The organism is Bacillus sp. FSL K6-3149, from assembly GCF_038630515.1.
GTDB lineage: Bacteria > Bacillota > Bacilli > Bacillales > Bacillaceae > Bacillus > Bacillus pumilus.
In genome coordinates, this window is the sequence record NZ_CP152034.1 from 2,789,845 (window position 1) to 2,805,894 (window position 16,050).

Sequence of the window (16,050 nt, forward strand, 5' to 3'; positions counted from 1 at the left end):
AAGCGTTTTCATAACAGAATTAAGCTAACAATTGTCTTGCGATGACTAAACGCTGAATTTCAGAGGTGCCTTCTCCAATTTCCATGAGCTTGGCATCTCTCACAAGCCGTTCTACCCCGCACTCTTTCATATAGCCTGTTCCTCCGTGAATTTGGACAGCATCAAGACTTGCTTTTGTCGCCATTTCTGAAGCGAAAAGCTTGGCATAGGCAGCTTCTTTTGTAAATGGCTTGCCGTGATCTTTCAGCCAAGCGGCTTTCCACACCATTTGTCTGGCGAGCTCTATTTGCATCGCCATATCTGCCAGCTTAAACTGAATGGCTTGGAAGGAAGAAAGGGTCTGCCCAAATTGCTTTCTTTCCTTTGCATGCGAGAGCGAAGCATCTAGTGCAGCTTGTGCGATGCCAACTGATAACGCAGCAATTGAAATGCGTCCACCGTCTAATGTATATAAAAATTGCTTAAAGCCTTTCGCTGGGTCTCCTAAAATATTCTGGGCTGGTACACGTACACCGTCTAAAATGATTTCTGCTGTATCTGAACCGCGCACGCCCATTTTGTCATATGGATTTGTAATGGACAGCCCTTTTTGCCCTTTCTCCACTATGAAGGCGGAGATGATCGGACGGCCATTTTCATCATGATCCGAGACAGCGGTGACAATAATGGTTCTGGCAAAATTGGCGTTTGTGATCCAGCACTTCTCCCCGCTGATGACATACTCTTGTCCGTCTTTGACCGCTTTTGTTTTCGTCCCTTTTGCATCTGATCCTGCGTTTGGTTCTGTTAATCCGAAGGAACCGAGTGCTGTTCCAGATGCCAGCGGGACAAGGTGATCCATCTTTTGTTCCTCTGTACCGAAGTAATACAGCGGGCTTGCGCCTAAGGAAACGGCCGCGGCATAGCTAAGACCTGTACTGGCACACTGTTTTCCGATTTCTTCTACAGCGAGTGCATATGAGATTGTATCTCCACCTGAGCCTCCGTATTTCTCTGGAAAAGGAATACCCATCAAGCCGAGCTCCCCCATTTTTTGAAAAGTTTGGGCTGGGAATACAGCCTGTTCATCAATGGTTTGAGCGAGTGGTGCAATTTCTTCCTTGGCGAATTCTTTGACCATCTGCCGGATCATTTGCTGTTCTTTCGTTAATTCAAAATCCATCATGTTTCCCCCTTTGGCTCTTTTCTATCATATTTATTAATCAAGTGGCTGCTTCATGCCAAGCTTGGCTGAATTCAGAAAATTAAAACAAAAATAATAGAAAAAAGCATGAACGAAGAAAATCCTCATTCATGCTTTTTCGTTATCTCACTCTTTTTGTAGAAGGTTTGCTTTCGTGATGAAGACGATTGAGAGCCGTTACTTTGTAAGTAACACTCTTATTCTGGTGAACTGAAAGATCTTTGACGGATGTCAGCGTACCAGTTTCTTTTCTAACAGTTTGAAGCAACTCATATGTTCCTTTCGTCGTCAATCGATAGACTGCATAATAGGATGCGGTAGATTGCGGATCATTTTTGATCTGTAAAGCTGCACCATCTGCTGTTTTTTTAATAGATTGAATGATTGGTTTTTTTGGCGCTTTCTGATGAAGCCAAGGCATTTCTGGAATGAGAGCCGGTTTACGGTAGGCGTCTTCTATCAATCGATTTTTGACATTCAAAGGGTTACGGTTGATATCCTTTAGGCTAAAGTGCATGCTTCCCTGTACGAGAGGTGACTGTCTGTTTAGCTGGATCTGCCGAAAGTATTCTTCTGGATCTGACCAAGCAGGATCACTGTTTTGATTAATTTTATACGTCGCCTGACCAATGTACAGGTGAACAGGCTCTCCCTTCACTTCATTTGACCACCATTTCGTGAGCACGTCATAGGCGGCTGCCTGAAAACCGATGCTCCAGTAAATTTGCGGGGTGACATAGTCGATATCATGCTGCTGAATCCACTCTCTTGTATCAGCATACAAATCATCGTAATTGGTCATCCCTGCTGTGGTATTTGAACCAGTCGGATCATCCTTTATGTTGCGCCATACTCCAAATGGGCTAATACCAAATTTCACATACGGCTTTACTTTCTTCACGGTGTCGTTGATTTGCTTGACCAATTGGTTCACATTATCTCTTCGCCAATCTTCTATATGCGTAAATGCCTTTTTTCCATATGTTTCATACGTTTCTTGATCTGGGAACGGCACATCGGCTATTTTATTCGGGTAAAAATAATCATCCATATGCACTGCATCAATATCGTAGTTTTTCACGACTTCTTCTATACCGCCGACAATGAACTCCTGAGCTTTTGGAATGCCTGGATTGAAATAAAGCTGATTTCCGTACGCAATGGTCCAATTAGGATGTTTTTTTGCCGGGTGATCGGCTGATAAACGGCTGAGATCGGTATGATTCATTGTGATGCGATACGGGTTAAACCAAGCGTGAAATTCGAGCCCGCGTTTATGAGCTTCTTCGATCATGAATTCAAGCGGGTCATACCCGGGATCTTTCCCTTGCGTGCCGGTTAAATATTCGGACCACGGCCCGTATGCCGAAGGGTAAAAGGCATCTGCTGTCGGTTTAATTTGCATGATCACGGCATTCATATTCATCGCTTTGATCTCATCTAACAAATGAATAAACTCTTCTTTTTGCTCTTTGACAGGCAGCCCTTTCTTTGAAGGCCAATCTAAATTATAAACCGATGCGATCCATACTGCGCGCATCTCTCTTGTGCTTTCAAGCTTCCCTTTTGGGATTGGACGAGCTAGACTGCTAGAAGGAATCAATAAGAATACAAACATTAAAATTAGTGTTAGACACGTCATACAGATCTTTTTCACCATTTTTTGCATCACCTCATCATCAGTTTATTCCGCTTTTTGAGATCGAATGCCAGCAGATGGTGTCAGCAGGATGTTTTTCATTTCCTTGAGCTGGACTTCAGGGATGTCGCAAGCCTCGATTAAATACCGCTCTGCACTCCCGTATGTCTTCATCATTTCGTTTAGCACATCTTCCAGATAATCTTGCTGCACACCGAGAAGCGGCTGAATTTGCTCTTTTGATACCCGATATAAACTCATCATCCGGACAAATCGCTGCTGCCTTCTGACAAGCATTTTCACCCCTTCGTTAGAGCGCATGTATTCACTTAAAACGGCAGACATCGGTACACCTACTGCTAATTGAATGAGGGCAGATAAAAAGCCTGTCCGGTCCTTACCGCTTGTGCAGTGAAGCATCAGCGGGTAATTGCTTTTATCTGAAAGCAGTGTGAACAGTTGCTGAATTTCTTCTTTACGCTCTGTGAGCATGCTTTGATATAAATCCTTCATAATCGGTGTGAAAGTGAAAGATTTCCCTTCTGCTACCAGCATACGAAACATGGTCCATTTACTTGGCATCTTACTGTCAGGATGCATGGGAATATGGACGATTTTGTTATGTTCCTTGATCTTTGGCGGATGTGATTTGCGTTCTGAGGCTGTACGAAGATCACAAACGGTTTGAATCCCAAGGGTCGAAAACGTCTCGATATCTTGTTTCGTCAGACGGGACAAATCTGCGGATCGATAAATCATCCCCTCCCTGATCACCATTTCATCTGTTGTGTGAAGTCCCCCTACTTCTCTAAAATTCGCAAGCTTTGAAAATGGGTTGTTTGATTGATTCATAGAAGTGAAAGTCCTTTCCGTTACGTTCTTTTCTCTATCATACGCTTTTATCGAGATGGGGAAAAGAGAAGCCATTTGGTATAATGGAAAAAGGACATACGGTTGGATTGGAGAAATGTAGCATGATCAAAACAAAACGGATTCAGCAAATCAAAGAGTATGTGTTTGACCGGGAATCTGCCTCACTGGATGAGCTTGTGGCGCATTTTGGCGTTTCAAAAAACACGATACGCCGAGATGTACAAGCATTGGTCGAGTCCGGCGTGCTCAAAAAAGTATATGGCGGAGTGGCTGTGAATCATTCAACATTAGTAGTATATCAGGAGCGAAAGACCCATCAGCTGAGTAAAAAGCAATTGATTGGTCAAACAGCAGCTGCTTTTGTGGAAAATGGGGATATGATTTTTGTTGATTCTGGTACGACAACACTTGAGATGCTTCCCTATTTGACTGAGAAACAGGTGACTGTTGTGACCAATAATGTAGATTTCATCACACAGGCGATGCCTTATGAGAATCTCACTATCTTTTCCACCGGCGGGATGCTTGAGAGAAAAACGAATTCATTCGTTGGCTATCAAAGTGTAGAGCGTTTGAAAGCTTACAATGTCAATAAAGCCTTTATCGCATCAACTGGTTTATCCATTGATCACGGCGTCACGAATTCGTCCCCGCTTGAAACGGATATTAAAAAGACGGTTGTTGAAAAAAGTGCCAAAACGTTTTTATTAGTGGATGATAGTAAATTTAATCATTACGCTTTGACCACATTTTGTCATTTGCAAGATCTTGATGTCGTCGTGACGAATAAACAGCCAAGTGAAGATTATCTTCAATATGGAAAAGAGCATGATGTACGGTTTGTCACGCCTTCATCAAAATAGATGGATCACAAAACAACGGCTCAGGAATTTGAGCCGTTTTTTAATTCATTCATTTCAAGCTGCATGATCAAGCGGAATAAAAAGCGGTACACGGCAGAGATGACTTCAATGAAGGGCATATCTTCATGGATATCCTCAAGCTCAAGAAGCTGTAAATTCACATCAAACAAGCCGTCTTGCCCATTAAATTGAAGCTGCGCACCATTTAATGAAGCCAGCATGTCCTTTAGAATGCCTGTGTCTTTTTTAGGACGTTTGAAACCGAATAACACGGTATACGTTTGAAATACTTCGTCCCATTCAATGGCTAATCCATCGACTCTCACCACATCAAACCACTTTGATTCGATATAAATGAATTCTTTTTGATGTTGTTTTACATATGTAAGCGGTGTGTTTAGAAATGAGGCGCCCTCTGATTGAATCATGTCCTCGGATTCTTTGTCTACACGCTCTATATATACATCGCTAAAGCGTGCCTCTTCCTTTATTCTTGCACCTTCTAAAGGCCAATTGTGGCGCGCCGCTTCGTCATATTCAAAGTCTGTCAGCGCTTGTCCTTCTTTCAATAAATCTTGTAAGCGATTTTGTAGCGACATGGCTATGTCTCCTTTCTTCTCCTTCATGTGCGTGTATTATTTTAGCATAACTCATGAAAAGAAAGATATGACTCAGCATATGATGGTATGATAGTGTCAAAAGATACATCTCGGAGGGGTACGTTTTGCTCACAATGACACTGGCAGAAAAAATCGTAGACGAGGTCAAAAAGGTGCTGACTGAGGAAATCATCATTACACAAACAAACGGCACCATCATAGCGGCAACAGATCCAGCGCGCATTGGTCAATTTCATGAAGGGGCATATTTGACATCCTTTGAAGGACAAAAACGAATCCTCACAAAGGATGATGAGCAGCGAATGAAAGGGGTCAAAGCTGGCATCAATCTGCCTATTTATTTTAAGCAAGAGGTCATTGGTGTAATTGGGATGACAGGAAATCCTGTCCATGTCTCTCCATTTGGCGAAATATTACGAAAAATGACCGAATTGCTTATTCAAGAACATGAATTTTTTCTAGAAACAGAAACCGATGAACGGCAGCTTGAAGCGTTTGTGTTCGACTGGCTTCATCTGCCAGAGACAGCCATCGATCTCACTGAAAAAGCAGCGCGGCTTCAGCTTGATATCAATAAGCAGCGTGCGGTCGTCCTCATTGATTGTCACGATGAATCGTTTATGAAGCAGGATCAATACAAAAAAGTGAAGGAAATGCTGCATCTCACCAATCAGGAAATGATCGTCCGCTGGGGACATGCCCGCTTTTTGCTCATGCTACAAACCTCGGCAAATGACCGTGATACTTTGCGGCAGCGTCTTTTTCACATCCATGCTGCGCTCACCGCACATCCTAAGTCAAAGGTTTTGATAGGTGCGGGAAAACCTGCAGCTGGACAGATGATGAAGCAATCATTTCATCAAGCCTTTCGTGCTTTAAAAATGGCGAATGCAGATACACCGATTGTGTTTGATGAGGATTTAACACTTGAACTTTTTATAGAAGAAGTGAGTCAGGAAACAAAAGAAGTGTTCCTTGATCGAACGATTGTCCCGCTTCTCCCCTACCCTGAACTAGTGAAAACATTGCGTGTACTCATGACGTCAGATTGCTCATTGAAATATACTGCGGAAGCGATGCACGTACATATCAATACACTGCATTACAGGCTAAAACGTATCCAAGATTTAACGACCCTTGATCCGAAACGCATGCAAGATGCGATGCTCTTTTATTTAGCCTTGATGCTATTAGATCATCATCCAAATAAACGAGGCGAGAAGCCCGATATTTTGTAGAATCGTCCATAGGCATGAGGCGATTCTTTTTTTATACTGAAAGAAACGGTATGTCTAATCAGTAGGAGTGAATGCGTATGTTAAATTCTGAATTTTTTAGTCAATTAAAAAAGATTGTCGGTGCGTCTCATGTACAGCGCAGTAAAGCCGATCGGCTTGCCTACTCTTATGATGCAACGCCTAATTTTCAGCATATGCCAGATGTCATCGTAAGCCCGCACGCGGCTGAGGAGATCCAGCAAATTGTTCGGCTCTGCGCCTCATATAAGGTGCCGATTGTGCCAAGAGGATCCGGTACGAACCTTTGTGCAGGCACCTGTCCGACACAAGGCGGACTTGTGATGTTGTTTACAAGAATGAACCAATTCATCGAAATTGACGAAGAAAACCTGACTGCAACGGTCCAGCCTGGTTTGATCACACAGGAACTCATTCACCAAGTAGAGGCAAGAGGCCTTTTCTATCCACCAGACCCAAGCTCGATGAAAATTTCGACGTTAGGCGGCAATATTAATGAAAATTCAGGTGGGCTCCGGGGGTTAAAATATGGTGTGACGAGAGATTATGTACTTGGACTTGAAGTGGTTCTGCCAAACGGTGACATCATCAAAACGGGCGGCAAGCTCGCAAAGGACGTGGCCGGGTATGATATGACCCGTTTATTTGTTGGATCAGAAGGAACGCTCGGAATTGTCACTGAAGCCACGCTGAAGCTTTTGCCGCTTCCAGAAACTAAACAAACGATGCTTTGTTTATATGAAAGCCTTGAGGAAGCAGCTGCATCAGTTTCGGCGATTATTGCAGAGCGTATCATCCCCGCCACGTTAGAATTTATGGATCAGCCGACACTAGAAGTCGTCGAAGACTTTGCCAAAATCGGCCTGCCGACTGACGTTCAAGCGGTGCTATTAATCGAACAGGACGGCAATCCTGAGGCTGTTTCCCGTGATATGCAAAGCATTGCAAAGGTTTGTCAGCAGCACGGTGCAAAAGAAGTGAATATCGCACACTCTGAAGAAGAAGCAAGTGCCCTTTTAACAGCGAGACGAGCCGCTTTATCTGCCCTCGCCCGTTTAAGCCCTACGACCATTTTAGAAGATGCAACAGTGCCCCGTTCTGAAATTGCGAACATGGTGCGCGCGATCGAAGACATTGCGAGAGAGTACGACGTGAAAATCTGTACATTTGGTCATGCAGGTGACGGAAATCTGCATCCTACTTGTGCAACTGATGCAAGAAATGAAGAAGAAATGAAGCGGGTTGAAGAAGCATTTCAGGCCATTTTTGAAAAAGCAGTCTCCCTTGGTGGCACCATTACGGGTGAGCATGGTGTGGGTCTAATGAAAGCCCCCTATTTGGAGCTAAAGGTCAAAAAAGAAGGAATCGCTGCAATGAAAGCGATCAAACAAGCGCTAGATCCAGCAAATATCATGAATCCTGATAAGGTGTTTGGAAAAGCGGCAAGGAAGCGAGTGGTGGTCTCATGAATTCCTCTAAACAAACAAAGATTCAGCAAACATTTCAACAGCAAATGGATGAAAAGGAGCTGCTCAATTGCATGCGCTGCGGCTTCTGCCTCCCTTCCTGCCCTACTTATATTGAATCCGGTCAACAAGAAACGCACTCACCCCGCGGCCGAATTGCTTTAATGAAGGCGGTAAGAGACGGCGTGATTGAGCCTGATGAAGACGTCGAACATTCATTGAACCTTTGTCTTGGCTGCCGTGCATGTGAACCGGTTTGCCCCTCAGGCGTCAAATATGGACGTTTACTTGAGGATGCAAGAGACATCATTCAGCAGCACAAAAAACAATCTCTTCCTGTCAAATTTGTGAGACGTGTTGTGTTTAAAGGACTCTTTCCTTCCCAAAGCCGAATGCGTCAAGCGGCTGGACTACTGCGATTTTATCAAACCTCTGGTCTGCAAACGGCCGCCCGCAAGTCTGGCATGCTAAAGGTACTTCCGCCGCATTTACAGCTGATGGAAGAGGCCCTTCCAAAGGTGCCGCGACAACAAAAAAGCCGTGCGTTAGAATACAAGGCCATTGGCACAGCAAGAAAACGTGTCGCCTTTTTTACTGGCTGCTTAATGGACACCGTTTTTTCCAGCACAAACGAAGCGACCATCCAGCTTTTGCAGCTGGCCGGCTGTGACGTTGTCATCCCTCCTGTTCAGACGTGCTGCGGTGCACTTCATGGTCATAGTGGAGAAAAAGAGCAAGCGAAAGAGCTAGCAAGGCGGAATATTGAAGCATTTGAGGAGGTTGAGGCAGATGCCATTGTCATGAATGCGGGCGGATGTGGTGCCTTTTTAAGTGATTATGATCATTTACTAAAGGATGATCCGCCTTTTCAAAAGCGAGGTGAAGCCTTCTCACAGAAAATCACGGATATATCAGACATTCTCGTGGAGCTGGAATTTCACGGCCGTACGCCGCTTGCTTTGCCAAAGCAAGTCATCACCTATCAAGATTCCTGTCATTTGCGGAACGGAATGGGTGTACAGCAAGCGCCAAGGGTGCTCATGAAGGCAATTCAAGGGGTATCATTTAAAGAAATGAAGGATGCCGACCGCTGCTGCGGATCCGCCGGAATTTATAATATCTTGCAGCCACAAATGTCGATGCAAATTTTAGATCATAAAATGACAGAAGCTAGTCAAACAGCTGCGACTGCTATTGTCACGTCCAATCCAGGCTGCCAGCTGCAAATGGCAGCAGGTATCAAACGTTCAGGACAATCGAACAGCATGCGTGCTGTTCATCTCGTAGATTTTTTATTAGAAGCGGTTCAATATGGAAAAGAAGCGTCCAGCACATCAAGCTGAACGCTTTTTTTCATGCATATCTTCCGGCAATTGGTTGGATAATAGAGGCAAATTGCGGAAGGAGATGGTTCAAGTGCTGAAGAAAAACAAACAACATCAAAAAGACCCAAATTCAGTATTTGAGGCATTGTCACGTTCCTCTGATTTTACAAACGAGTTGTCACGAAGTGAAGGGTTTCTTTATCGAATTTCTTTTTTTCGTTCTTTAATTAATGGGCATCTACTCCATGAACAAATTTTGCCCTGCATGAAAGAATTACATCTCACCCCTACTCTTGAGGAGCTGAAAGAACGAATTCCCATTGAACAGTCTGTCATCACGACCGATCTTCAGGAAGTGGAAAAAGCGCTTCATTTAGGTAACTTGGCCATTCGGCTCGAAACGGATTGGGGCAAAGCGCTTCTGATCCCGATTGAAGAAAAGAAAGGCAGACAAGTAGGTCCACCCGAGATAGAATTTGGCATTATTAGTGCACAGGAAGCATTTGTGGAGGTTTTGGATACCAATTTAAATTTGGTCAGACGGCGGCTGCCGACACCGAACCTGAAAGTGTCAGAAAAGACGGTTGGCACGCTTTCGCAAACAAAAGTAGCGGTGTTATATATTGAAGAGATTGCTAATCCGACAAACATTGAAACCGTTCTCCAGCGTATTGAAGACATTGATTTTGATCAAATTTTAGATGCAAATTACCTTGCACAGATGCTTTATGATGTGTCCAATACGATCTTTCCGTTGTTTTTAAATACAGAAAGACCCGACCGCGTCTCTTCAGGTTTATCAGAAGGGAAAATTGCCATATTAGTGGATGGCTCGCCTCATGTCTTGCTTGCCCCGACGATTTTACTTGAGTATTTTTCCACTATGGAAGACTACAATATGTCGTGGATTGCGGCTTCTTGCTTTAGGCTGTTACGCATATTTGCTGTGATATTTTCCATTTTTGCGACACCTTTATATGTAGCCGTTTTAACGTTTCATTATGAGCTAATTCCAAAAGACTTATTAGAAACCATTGTGGCCTCCCGCTATCTTGTTCCATTTCCTCCAATCATTGAGGCGCTATTTTTAGAGATTTCGATTGAATTACTAAGAGAAGCGGGTTCGAGGCTTCCGGCTAAAGTCGGTCAGACGCTCGGGATTGTTGGAGGGATTGTCATTGGACAGGCTGCTGTGGCAGCAGGATTAACAAGTAATATTTTACTCATTATTGTTGCCCTTTCTGCTCTTGCCTCATTTGTCACCCCTATTTACAAAATGGGCAGTGCCATTCGGCTGCTGAGATTTCCCTTTCTACTTGCGGCACAGGTGTGGGGTGCATTAGGTATTGCAGTGATGGGATCATTCCTTCTCACCCATTTAATGAAATTAACGTCTATTGGACGTCCGTATCTAGAGCCTATTTTTCCGCTGCGCCTGACAGATCTAAAGGGCAGTTTGATTCGCCCTCAGCTTCGTTTTTTGAATAAAAGACCGGAAAATTTACGCCCGAAAAATGAAACCATCCATCGGCAAAAGCCTAAGCAAGGCCGTAAGGGGAAAAATGATTTTTATGAATAAGGAAGTGAAAGCATGAGTTCTTCTTCTGTAAAAGAGAAATTTCAAGTTTCCCCTTTTTTTGTGTTTTTTCTCGTTAATGCTAATCAAGTTGGTGTTGGCATTTTAAACTTTCAAACAAACCTTGTTCGTTCTATGAATAATGATGGATGGATCGCCATTCTGATTTCTGGCTTCAGTGTCAATGTCATGATCTTTCTTATGTACATGATGTTTAAAAAGGCCCCTTCGGATGAATTTGGTGATATCACGCAATATGTATTTGGCAAGTGGGTTGGGCAATTATTCAACATTCTCTATATCTTATATTTTGCTTCTTTGTCGTTGACCGTTCTCGTCCATTATATGGATGTGATCCATGTATGGCTGTTTAAAGAAATTCCTGGTCTATTGTTTGCGTCTGTACTTCTGCTGCTCGTGTATTACATTCATACCGGCGGGTTTAGAACGATTGCTGGATGGGCATTTTTTAGTATTGTACTGACGTATTGGATGACGTTTATTTGTTTTTATGCCATGAAATATAGTCACATTCGTTTCATGTTCCCGATGTTTGATCATACATTTTCGCAGCTGTTGATGGGAGTCAAAGATGCTTCATTATCTATGTTTGGTTTTGGCACACTGCTTGTCTATTATCCCTTTATTAAACATGCGCAGACGTCTCAAAAATTTGCTCACATGGGGGCATTATTTACGACATGCTTAAATTTACTCGTCTTTCTCGTCTCCATTGCGTATTACTCAAGTGCTCAGCTTAAATTAACAAAATGGCCGACGTTAACGTTAACAAGCATTGTGAAGCTCCCGTTTATCCAGCGCTTTGAATTTATCGAAGTGTCTCTTTGGCTGCTTTTAATCATTCCGAATATCGCGATTCCACTGTGGGCCGCGAGCCGAATGGCAAAACAAGTGCTTCATACAAGCCAGCGCGTCACGTTCATCGCGCTCAGCATCCTCATTCTGGTCATGTTTTCATTTTTTACGGGGGCGACTTCTTTTGAAACCTTTAACCAATGGGTGGAATATAGCGGATACTTTCTTGTATATGGCTTGATTGTATGTATGGTTATTGGACTGATGTTGAAAAAAAGGTGGGTGAAAAAACGAGCATGAAACGTTATATACTCACGGGTCTCATGTTGTTTAGTCTCTTCTTAACTAGCTGTGCACAGCCTCGTCTTTTAGATGAATTAAATATCTCTCAGGCGGCAGGATTTGATTTAATCGAAGATGGAGAAATGAAGGGCTTCTTTGTCTTCCCTGTCTTTAAAAGTGAGGAGCAAGGAAGTTATCAAATATTAAGCGCAAGGTCAAATACCATTAGTAATATTCAGTTTCTCGTATCAGAAAAATCACCTTTTCCAGTCGTCATGGGTCAGGTGCTCGTTATTTTAGTCAGTGAAAAATTAGCAAAGGAAGTCGGCATGATCGATTTAATGAATTACATTTATCGTGATCCTATCATTGGTTCACGCCAAGTGTTTGCGATTGTAGGCGGAGAAGTTGAAGATTTATTATATACAAAAATGAATCAAACGAACTTAAATATAGGTGTGTATCTCTCTGATCTGTTATCCCAAAATATGCGAAATGGCAATCAACCTGTCACTAATCAGCATATTTTCATGAATCAGATGCTGGCAAAAGGAGTCGATGCTTACCTGCCTTACATCAAGAAAACTAGCAACGCCATTAAAGTCACAGGAGTTGCTCTGTTTGATCAGGAAAAAATGGTCGGTCATATCCCTGGAGAAGACACGTTTACATTTAAAGCGATGATTGAAAATCATAAAAATGGTATCTACGAGTTTCAATTGGCTGATCAAGAAAAGACCCATGTCGTCATTGAAAATATCAAATCACATGTGTCCTACCAGGTCAAACCAACGAATAACCTAACAAAAAAGCCTCATATCACGATTGATATCAAGCTGAAGGGCGAATTAAAAGAATTCATGAAATCCAAGAAAATTGATAAACCGAATATATTGGACCATGTCGAAAAAGAAGTTGAAAAACGTGTCGCCCAGCAAGGACAAGACCTTGTTCAGTCCTTTAAAAAGCAACATATTGATCCGCTTGGGCTAGGCTTAAGGTATCGATCAAAAGACAAAGCTATGACACCAGAAAAATGGAAGGAAATCTATCCTGATGCGGATGTACAAGTTAAATGCCATATGAAAATTGTGCAAACTGGTGTCAGTCAATAAAGGAGTTGGAAATTATTCGAAAATATCTTCTTTGTTGTTCAATATGGTAGACACGTTCGTTTTGACTCTTGGAACGCAGTCTTTTTGAAGATAGTCATTTAACGTGTTCTCTACTTCACTTTTATCTGTGTGAAGGATCTTAGGTGAACATTGTTCCACAAGGACCGGTCTATTCCCTTTAGCACAGTGTGTCATTGTTTCAAGGGCAATTAAACTGAAAGGTCTTCCTTTGTCTAGCCATGTTTTCATTCTATCCCAGTTTGGACAGCTTAAAGCTGCCAGCCTTCCCCAATGAACGTGAAAATGAGTGCAAGTGACCTCCATCCAATTTAATACTTTGTTAGAGTGGAAACGGTACAGACAGATAAAAGCAGCTGTCGGTAATTCTTTTTCACTGATCGATTTCAATTTCTCTATCACATGTTGTAAACCTTCATCTTCGGGCAAACTGCTGGCCGCTGCCCAAGAAAGTGGATAAAGAAATTCTTCGTCAGCCTGATTCACCAGTTCCCTTACCCACCCAACGGCAGATGTACCTAAAACATCAGCCACGATTTCTAACATGCGTGATTTCACTTCGATATGCTGAGTTTCCTCAAACCGGCTTTGAACAGAGTCTAAGGTCCTTTGCTGATCATGCTGTTTCAGCGCATCAATGACATCATCCTCAAGAAACCACCTAGTAATTGAGAAGTCTATTAAAGACGCCAAATCTTGCCGCACGTCTTGTAATGTGGGGGCTTTATCTTCTTTGGTGACGATGACACCATCCAAAGCCTGTCCATCCTCTCCATAAAAGTCATCATGCAGTAAAAATTGTTTAGGAGAATGGAGAACGGCTAAGTTATACCATTCAATCGGTCGTAAAGAATTGTTGATTAGTCTCTTGTGACACGGCTGACATAATTGATAAGGTTGTTTCGGTTCATCAGTATCTTCTACCACATTCATTGCGTTTTTTTGACAGGCTTCACATAAGACGACTTTTTCCACTCCATTCACTTCCTTTGAATCTAATCTTCATCCTTTACATCTGGATCTTCAGGAATCGGTTCATTTAAAATCTCTTGGACGAGCTCTTTGTATTGTTCAAGCTGCTTCATATGCGTTTGAAACTGTCCTTGATAAATGAGATATGATTCTCCGTCAAATACAAAACGGATCTTTTTTTGCTGAATTAATTTCTCAATATACGCCTCTGATACTTCTAAGTATTCAGCTGTTTCTTCGATTGTTAAATACATGTTTATGCACCACCCGTTCGTTTCATCTAACAAATTATATCATGATCTGTTGAAAAAAACGGAAGCCGCCTGTTCATATTTTCTTTCCTGATATCATGATAACAAGTGTTCAGCAAGTAGATCGTCTAGGTGCGAGCAAATATGGTATGATAAAGTTTGCTAGATGGGCGTTTTTCGGTTTGACCTTCAGAGAGGTAAGCGGAAAGCAGACTCATGAGAGAAACAAAACAAGCATAGGCTTTTATATGGATGCTTGAAGAAAATTCGTATTTAAAGGCAGAGTGAAATGAATGGGAACCTTGTTTAATGAAATTTTAACTTGGCTGACAAGCCTTGGTTATGTAGGTGTAGCACTAGGTCTGATGATTGAAATCATTCCGAGCGAAATTGTTCTTGCTTATGGCGGATATATGGTGTCAACAGGAACAATCGGTTTTGTTGGAGCTGTTATCGCCGGCGTCATCGGAGGTACGCTCGCACAGTGTTTTATATACTGGATCGGTATTTATGGCGGAAGACCTTTTTTAACAAAGTACGGGAAATACTTATTCATCCATGAACATCATATCGCCACTGCAGAGCGCTGGTTTGATCGATATGGAACCGGTGTGGTGTTTACAGCGCGCTTTATTCCTATTGTCCGCCATGCCATCTCCATTCCAGCCGGTATTGCCAAAATGCCTTTTTTGAAATTTGTCCTCTTGACAGGATTAGCAGCCATCCCTTGGTCGATCTTATTTATCTATCTCGGTATGCAGCTTGGGACAAAGTGGGACCACATTCAAAGTGTTGCTCACGCTTATACCACTCCTATTATGGCCATTGCGATTGTCCTGATCGTTCTCTATTTCGTCTTAAAAAAAATTCGTACGAACCGAAAACGGACAATCTAATGAAAAGCGCCTTCCACTGATCTAGTGAAAGGCGTTTTTTCTATGAGTGTAAGGATTGTTTTTTCATATATTGAGATAATTCCATAATCATTGCACCCATTCTCTCAAGTGACGGGGCGAGAATCCGGTCAATTCCCTCTTCTTTTAAAGCTTCAGCTGTGACTTTTCCAACAGCTACTGCCAGTACGGGCTGCTCGAATAGCGCTTGGAGTTCTTCTTTTCTTCCCCATTTTGCCGCTAGTGTGAAAAAGGCGTGCACCTGAACAGCGGTTGTAAAACAGACGGCTTGGACTTTTCCATCTTTCATTTCTTGAAGCAATGTTTCTGCGGCTTCTGGTTCAGGTGGTGTATGCTGATAAGGTAAAAGCGGCAATACATCTGCCCCTTTGTCATGTAAAAACTTCATGAGAGCCGGAGCGTTTTCTCCGTGCAGCTGCACCATGACACGTTTGCCTTGAAACTCTTTGCCTTCAAGCTTTGAGATTAGGTCACGCACCGTTCCATCTTCATCAGATACGTCTGGCTGAATTCCGCGTTTTTTGAGTGCAGCATAGGTTTTGTATCCTCTTGAAGCAATCTGTGCATTTGATAGAATGTGCATAAATTCTTCCCCTAAATGAAGCTCTTCTGCACTCTCAATTAATGTATCAGTCCCGATACCCGTTGTTAAAATCACCCAATCGGCGCCTTTTTTCACAAAGGTTTCAATGCCTGGCTTTAACTCCTCTTTGGCTAAAAATACGGTTCCTTGAAGAGAACGAATAACGGCTTGTCCCCCTTGCTTTTCGACAAGTGTACGCATTTCTTCTGTTTTTCTCGTTCCACAAATGGCAATCGTTTTTCCAGCTAAGCCTTTACTCAATTTTATCCCTCTTTTTCTATCACATTTGATATGTATT

15 protein-coding genes are annotated in these 16,050 nt (G+C 42.6%); 8 read left to right on the forward strand and 7 right to left on the reverse strand.

The window, feature by feature from the left end:
* Window positions 1–19: 19 nt before the first annotated feature.
* The 3 genes from MHB83_RS14070 to MHB83_RS14080 form a co-directional block, all read right to left on the reverse strand.
* Window positions 20–1,162 carry an acyl-CoA dehydrogenase family protein gene (locus MHB83_RS14070; protein WP_342496410.1) on the reverse strand — a complete coding sequence of 381 codons (1,143 nt, stop codon included), beginning with the start codon at window positions 1,160–1,162 and terminating at the stop codon, window positions 20–22.
* A gap of 142 nt (window positions 1,163–1,304) precedes the next feature.
* Complete coding sequence (locus MHB83_RS14075; protein WP_342496411.1) at window positions 1,305–2,843, reverse strand: family 10 glycosylhydrolase; 1,539 nt, start codon at window positions 2,841–2,843, stop codon at window positions 1,305–1,307.
* 24 nt (window positions 2,844–2,867) lie between these two features.
* Window positions 2,868–3,674 (reverse strand): tyrosine-protein phosphatase, encoded by an 807-nt coding sequence (locus tag MHB83_RS14080; RefSeq protein WP_335350050.1) that lies wholly within the window; start codon window positions 3,672–3,674, stop codon window positions 2,868–2,870.
* A gap of 122 nt (window positions 3,675–3,796) precedes the next feature.
* Here MHB83_RS14080 and MHB83_RS14085 point away from each other — a divergent pair, with 122 nt between their 5' ends.
* Window positions 3,797–4,558, forward strand: coding sequence for a DeoR/GlpR family DNA-binding transcription regulator (locus tag MHB83_RS14085; RefSeq protein ID WP_137055659.1), 762 nt, complete (start codon window positions 3,797–3,799; stop codon window positions 4,556–4,558).
* A 20-nt stretch (window positions 4,559–4,578) separates the two neighbouring features.
* Here MHB83_RS14085 and MHB83_RS14090 read toward each other — a convergent pair whose 3' ends face one another.
* Window positions 4,579–5,157: a branched-chain amino acid aminotransferase gene (locus MHB83_RS14090; RefSeq protein ID WP_309217394.1), complete on the reverse strand. Its 579-nt coding sequence runs from the start codon at window positions 5,155–5,157 to the stop codon at window positions 4,579–4,581.
* 125 nt (window positions 5,158–5,282) lie between these two features.
* On the opposite strand from MHB83_RS14090, the gene MHB83_RS14095 reads away from it, so the two are divergent.
* The 6 genes from MHB83_RS14095 to MHB83_RS14120 all read left to right on the forward strand — a co-directional run bounded on the left by MHB83_RS14095 (window position 5,283) and on the right by MHB83_RS14120 (window position 13,014).
* A complete protein-coding gene (locus tag MHB83_RS14095) occupies window positions 5,283–6,416 on the forward strand; it encodes a sugar diacid recognition domain-containing protein (protein WP_106032535.1) in 1,134 nt (377 codons plus the stop codon).
* A gap of 77 nt (window positions 6,417–6,493) precedes the next feature.
* Complete coding sequence (glcD, locus tag MHB83_RS14100) at window positions 6,494–7,903, forward strand: glycolate oxidase subunit GlcD (RefSeq protein WP_050944825.1); 1,410 nt, start codon at window positions 6,494–6,496, stop codon at window positions 7,901–7,903.
* Window positions 7,900–9,243 (forward strand): (Fe-S)-binding protein, encoded by a 1,344-nt coding sequence (locus MHB83_RS14105; RefSeq protein ID WP_268460098.1) that lies wholly within the window; start codon window positions 7,900–7,902, stop codon window positions 9,241–9,243. Before glcD ends, MHB83_RS14105 begins: the two co-directional genes overlap by 4 nt.
* A 73-nt stretch (window positions 9,244–9,316) precedes the next feature.
* Window positions 9,317–10,804 (forward strand): spore germination protein, encoded by a 1,488-nt coding sequence (locus tag MHB83_RS14110; RefSeq protein ID WP_310023999.1) that lies wholly within the window; start codon window positions 9,317–9,319, stop codon window positions 10,802–10,804.
* Window positions 10,805–10,816: 12 nt separating this feature from the next.
* Entirely contained in the window at window positions 10,817–11,917 is a 1,101-nt protein-coding gene (locus MHB83_RS14115) for a GerAB/ArcD/ProY family transporter (RefSeq protein ID WP_003212426.1), read from the forward strand.
* A complete protein-coding gene (locus MHB83_RS14120) occupies window positions 11,914–13,014 on the forward strand; it encodes a Ger(x)C family spore germination protein (protein ID WP_050944822.1) in 1,101 nt (366 codons plus the stop codon). The genes MHB83_RS14115 and MHB83_RS14120 overlap by 4 nt, the downstream gene beginning before the upstream one ends.
* A 12-nt stretch (window positions 13,015–13,026) precedes the next feature.
* Here the strand turns inward: MHB83_RS14120 and MHB83_RS14125 are convergent, their stop codons facing one another.
* A complete protein-coding gene (locus tag MHB83_RS14125) occupies window positions 13,027–14,007 on the reverse strand; it encodes a hypothetical protein (protein ID WP_342496412.1) in 981 nt (326 codons plus the stop codon).
* A 20-nt stretch (window positions 14,008–14,027) separates the two neighbouring features.
* On the reverse strand, window positions 14,028–14,258 hold the full coding sequence (locus MHB83_RS14130; RefSeq protein ID WP_050944821.1) for an excisionase family DNA-binding protein: 231 nt from the start codon (window positions 14,256–14,258) through the stop codon (window positions 14,028–14,030).
* Window positions 14,259–14,548: 290 nt separating this feature from the next.
* Between MHB83_RS14130 and MHB83_RS14135 the strand changes: the two genes are divergently transcribed.
* On the forward strand, window positions 14,549–15,151 hold the full coding sequence (locus MHB83_RS14135) for a DedA family protein (RefSeq protein WP_342496413.1): 603 nt from the start codon (window positions 14,549–14,551) through the stop codon (window positions 15,149–15,151).
* A 40-nt stretch (window positions 15,152–15,191) separates the two neighbouring features.
* Here the strand turns inward: MHB83_RS14135 and MHB83_RS14140 are convergent, their stop codons facing one another.
* Complete coding sequence (locus tag MHB83_RS14140) at window positions 15,192–16,013, reverse strand: uroporphyrinogen-III synthase (protein ID WP_050944819.1); 822 nt, start codon at window positions 16,011–16,013, stop codon at window positions 15,192–15,194.
* Window positions 16,014–16,050: the final 37 nt, after the last annotated feature.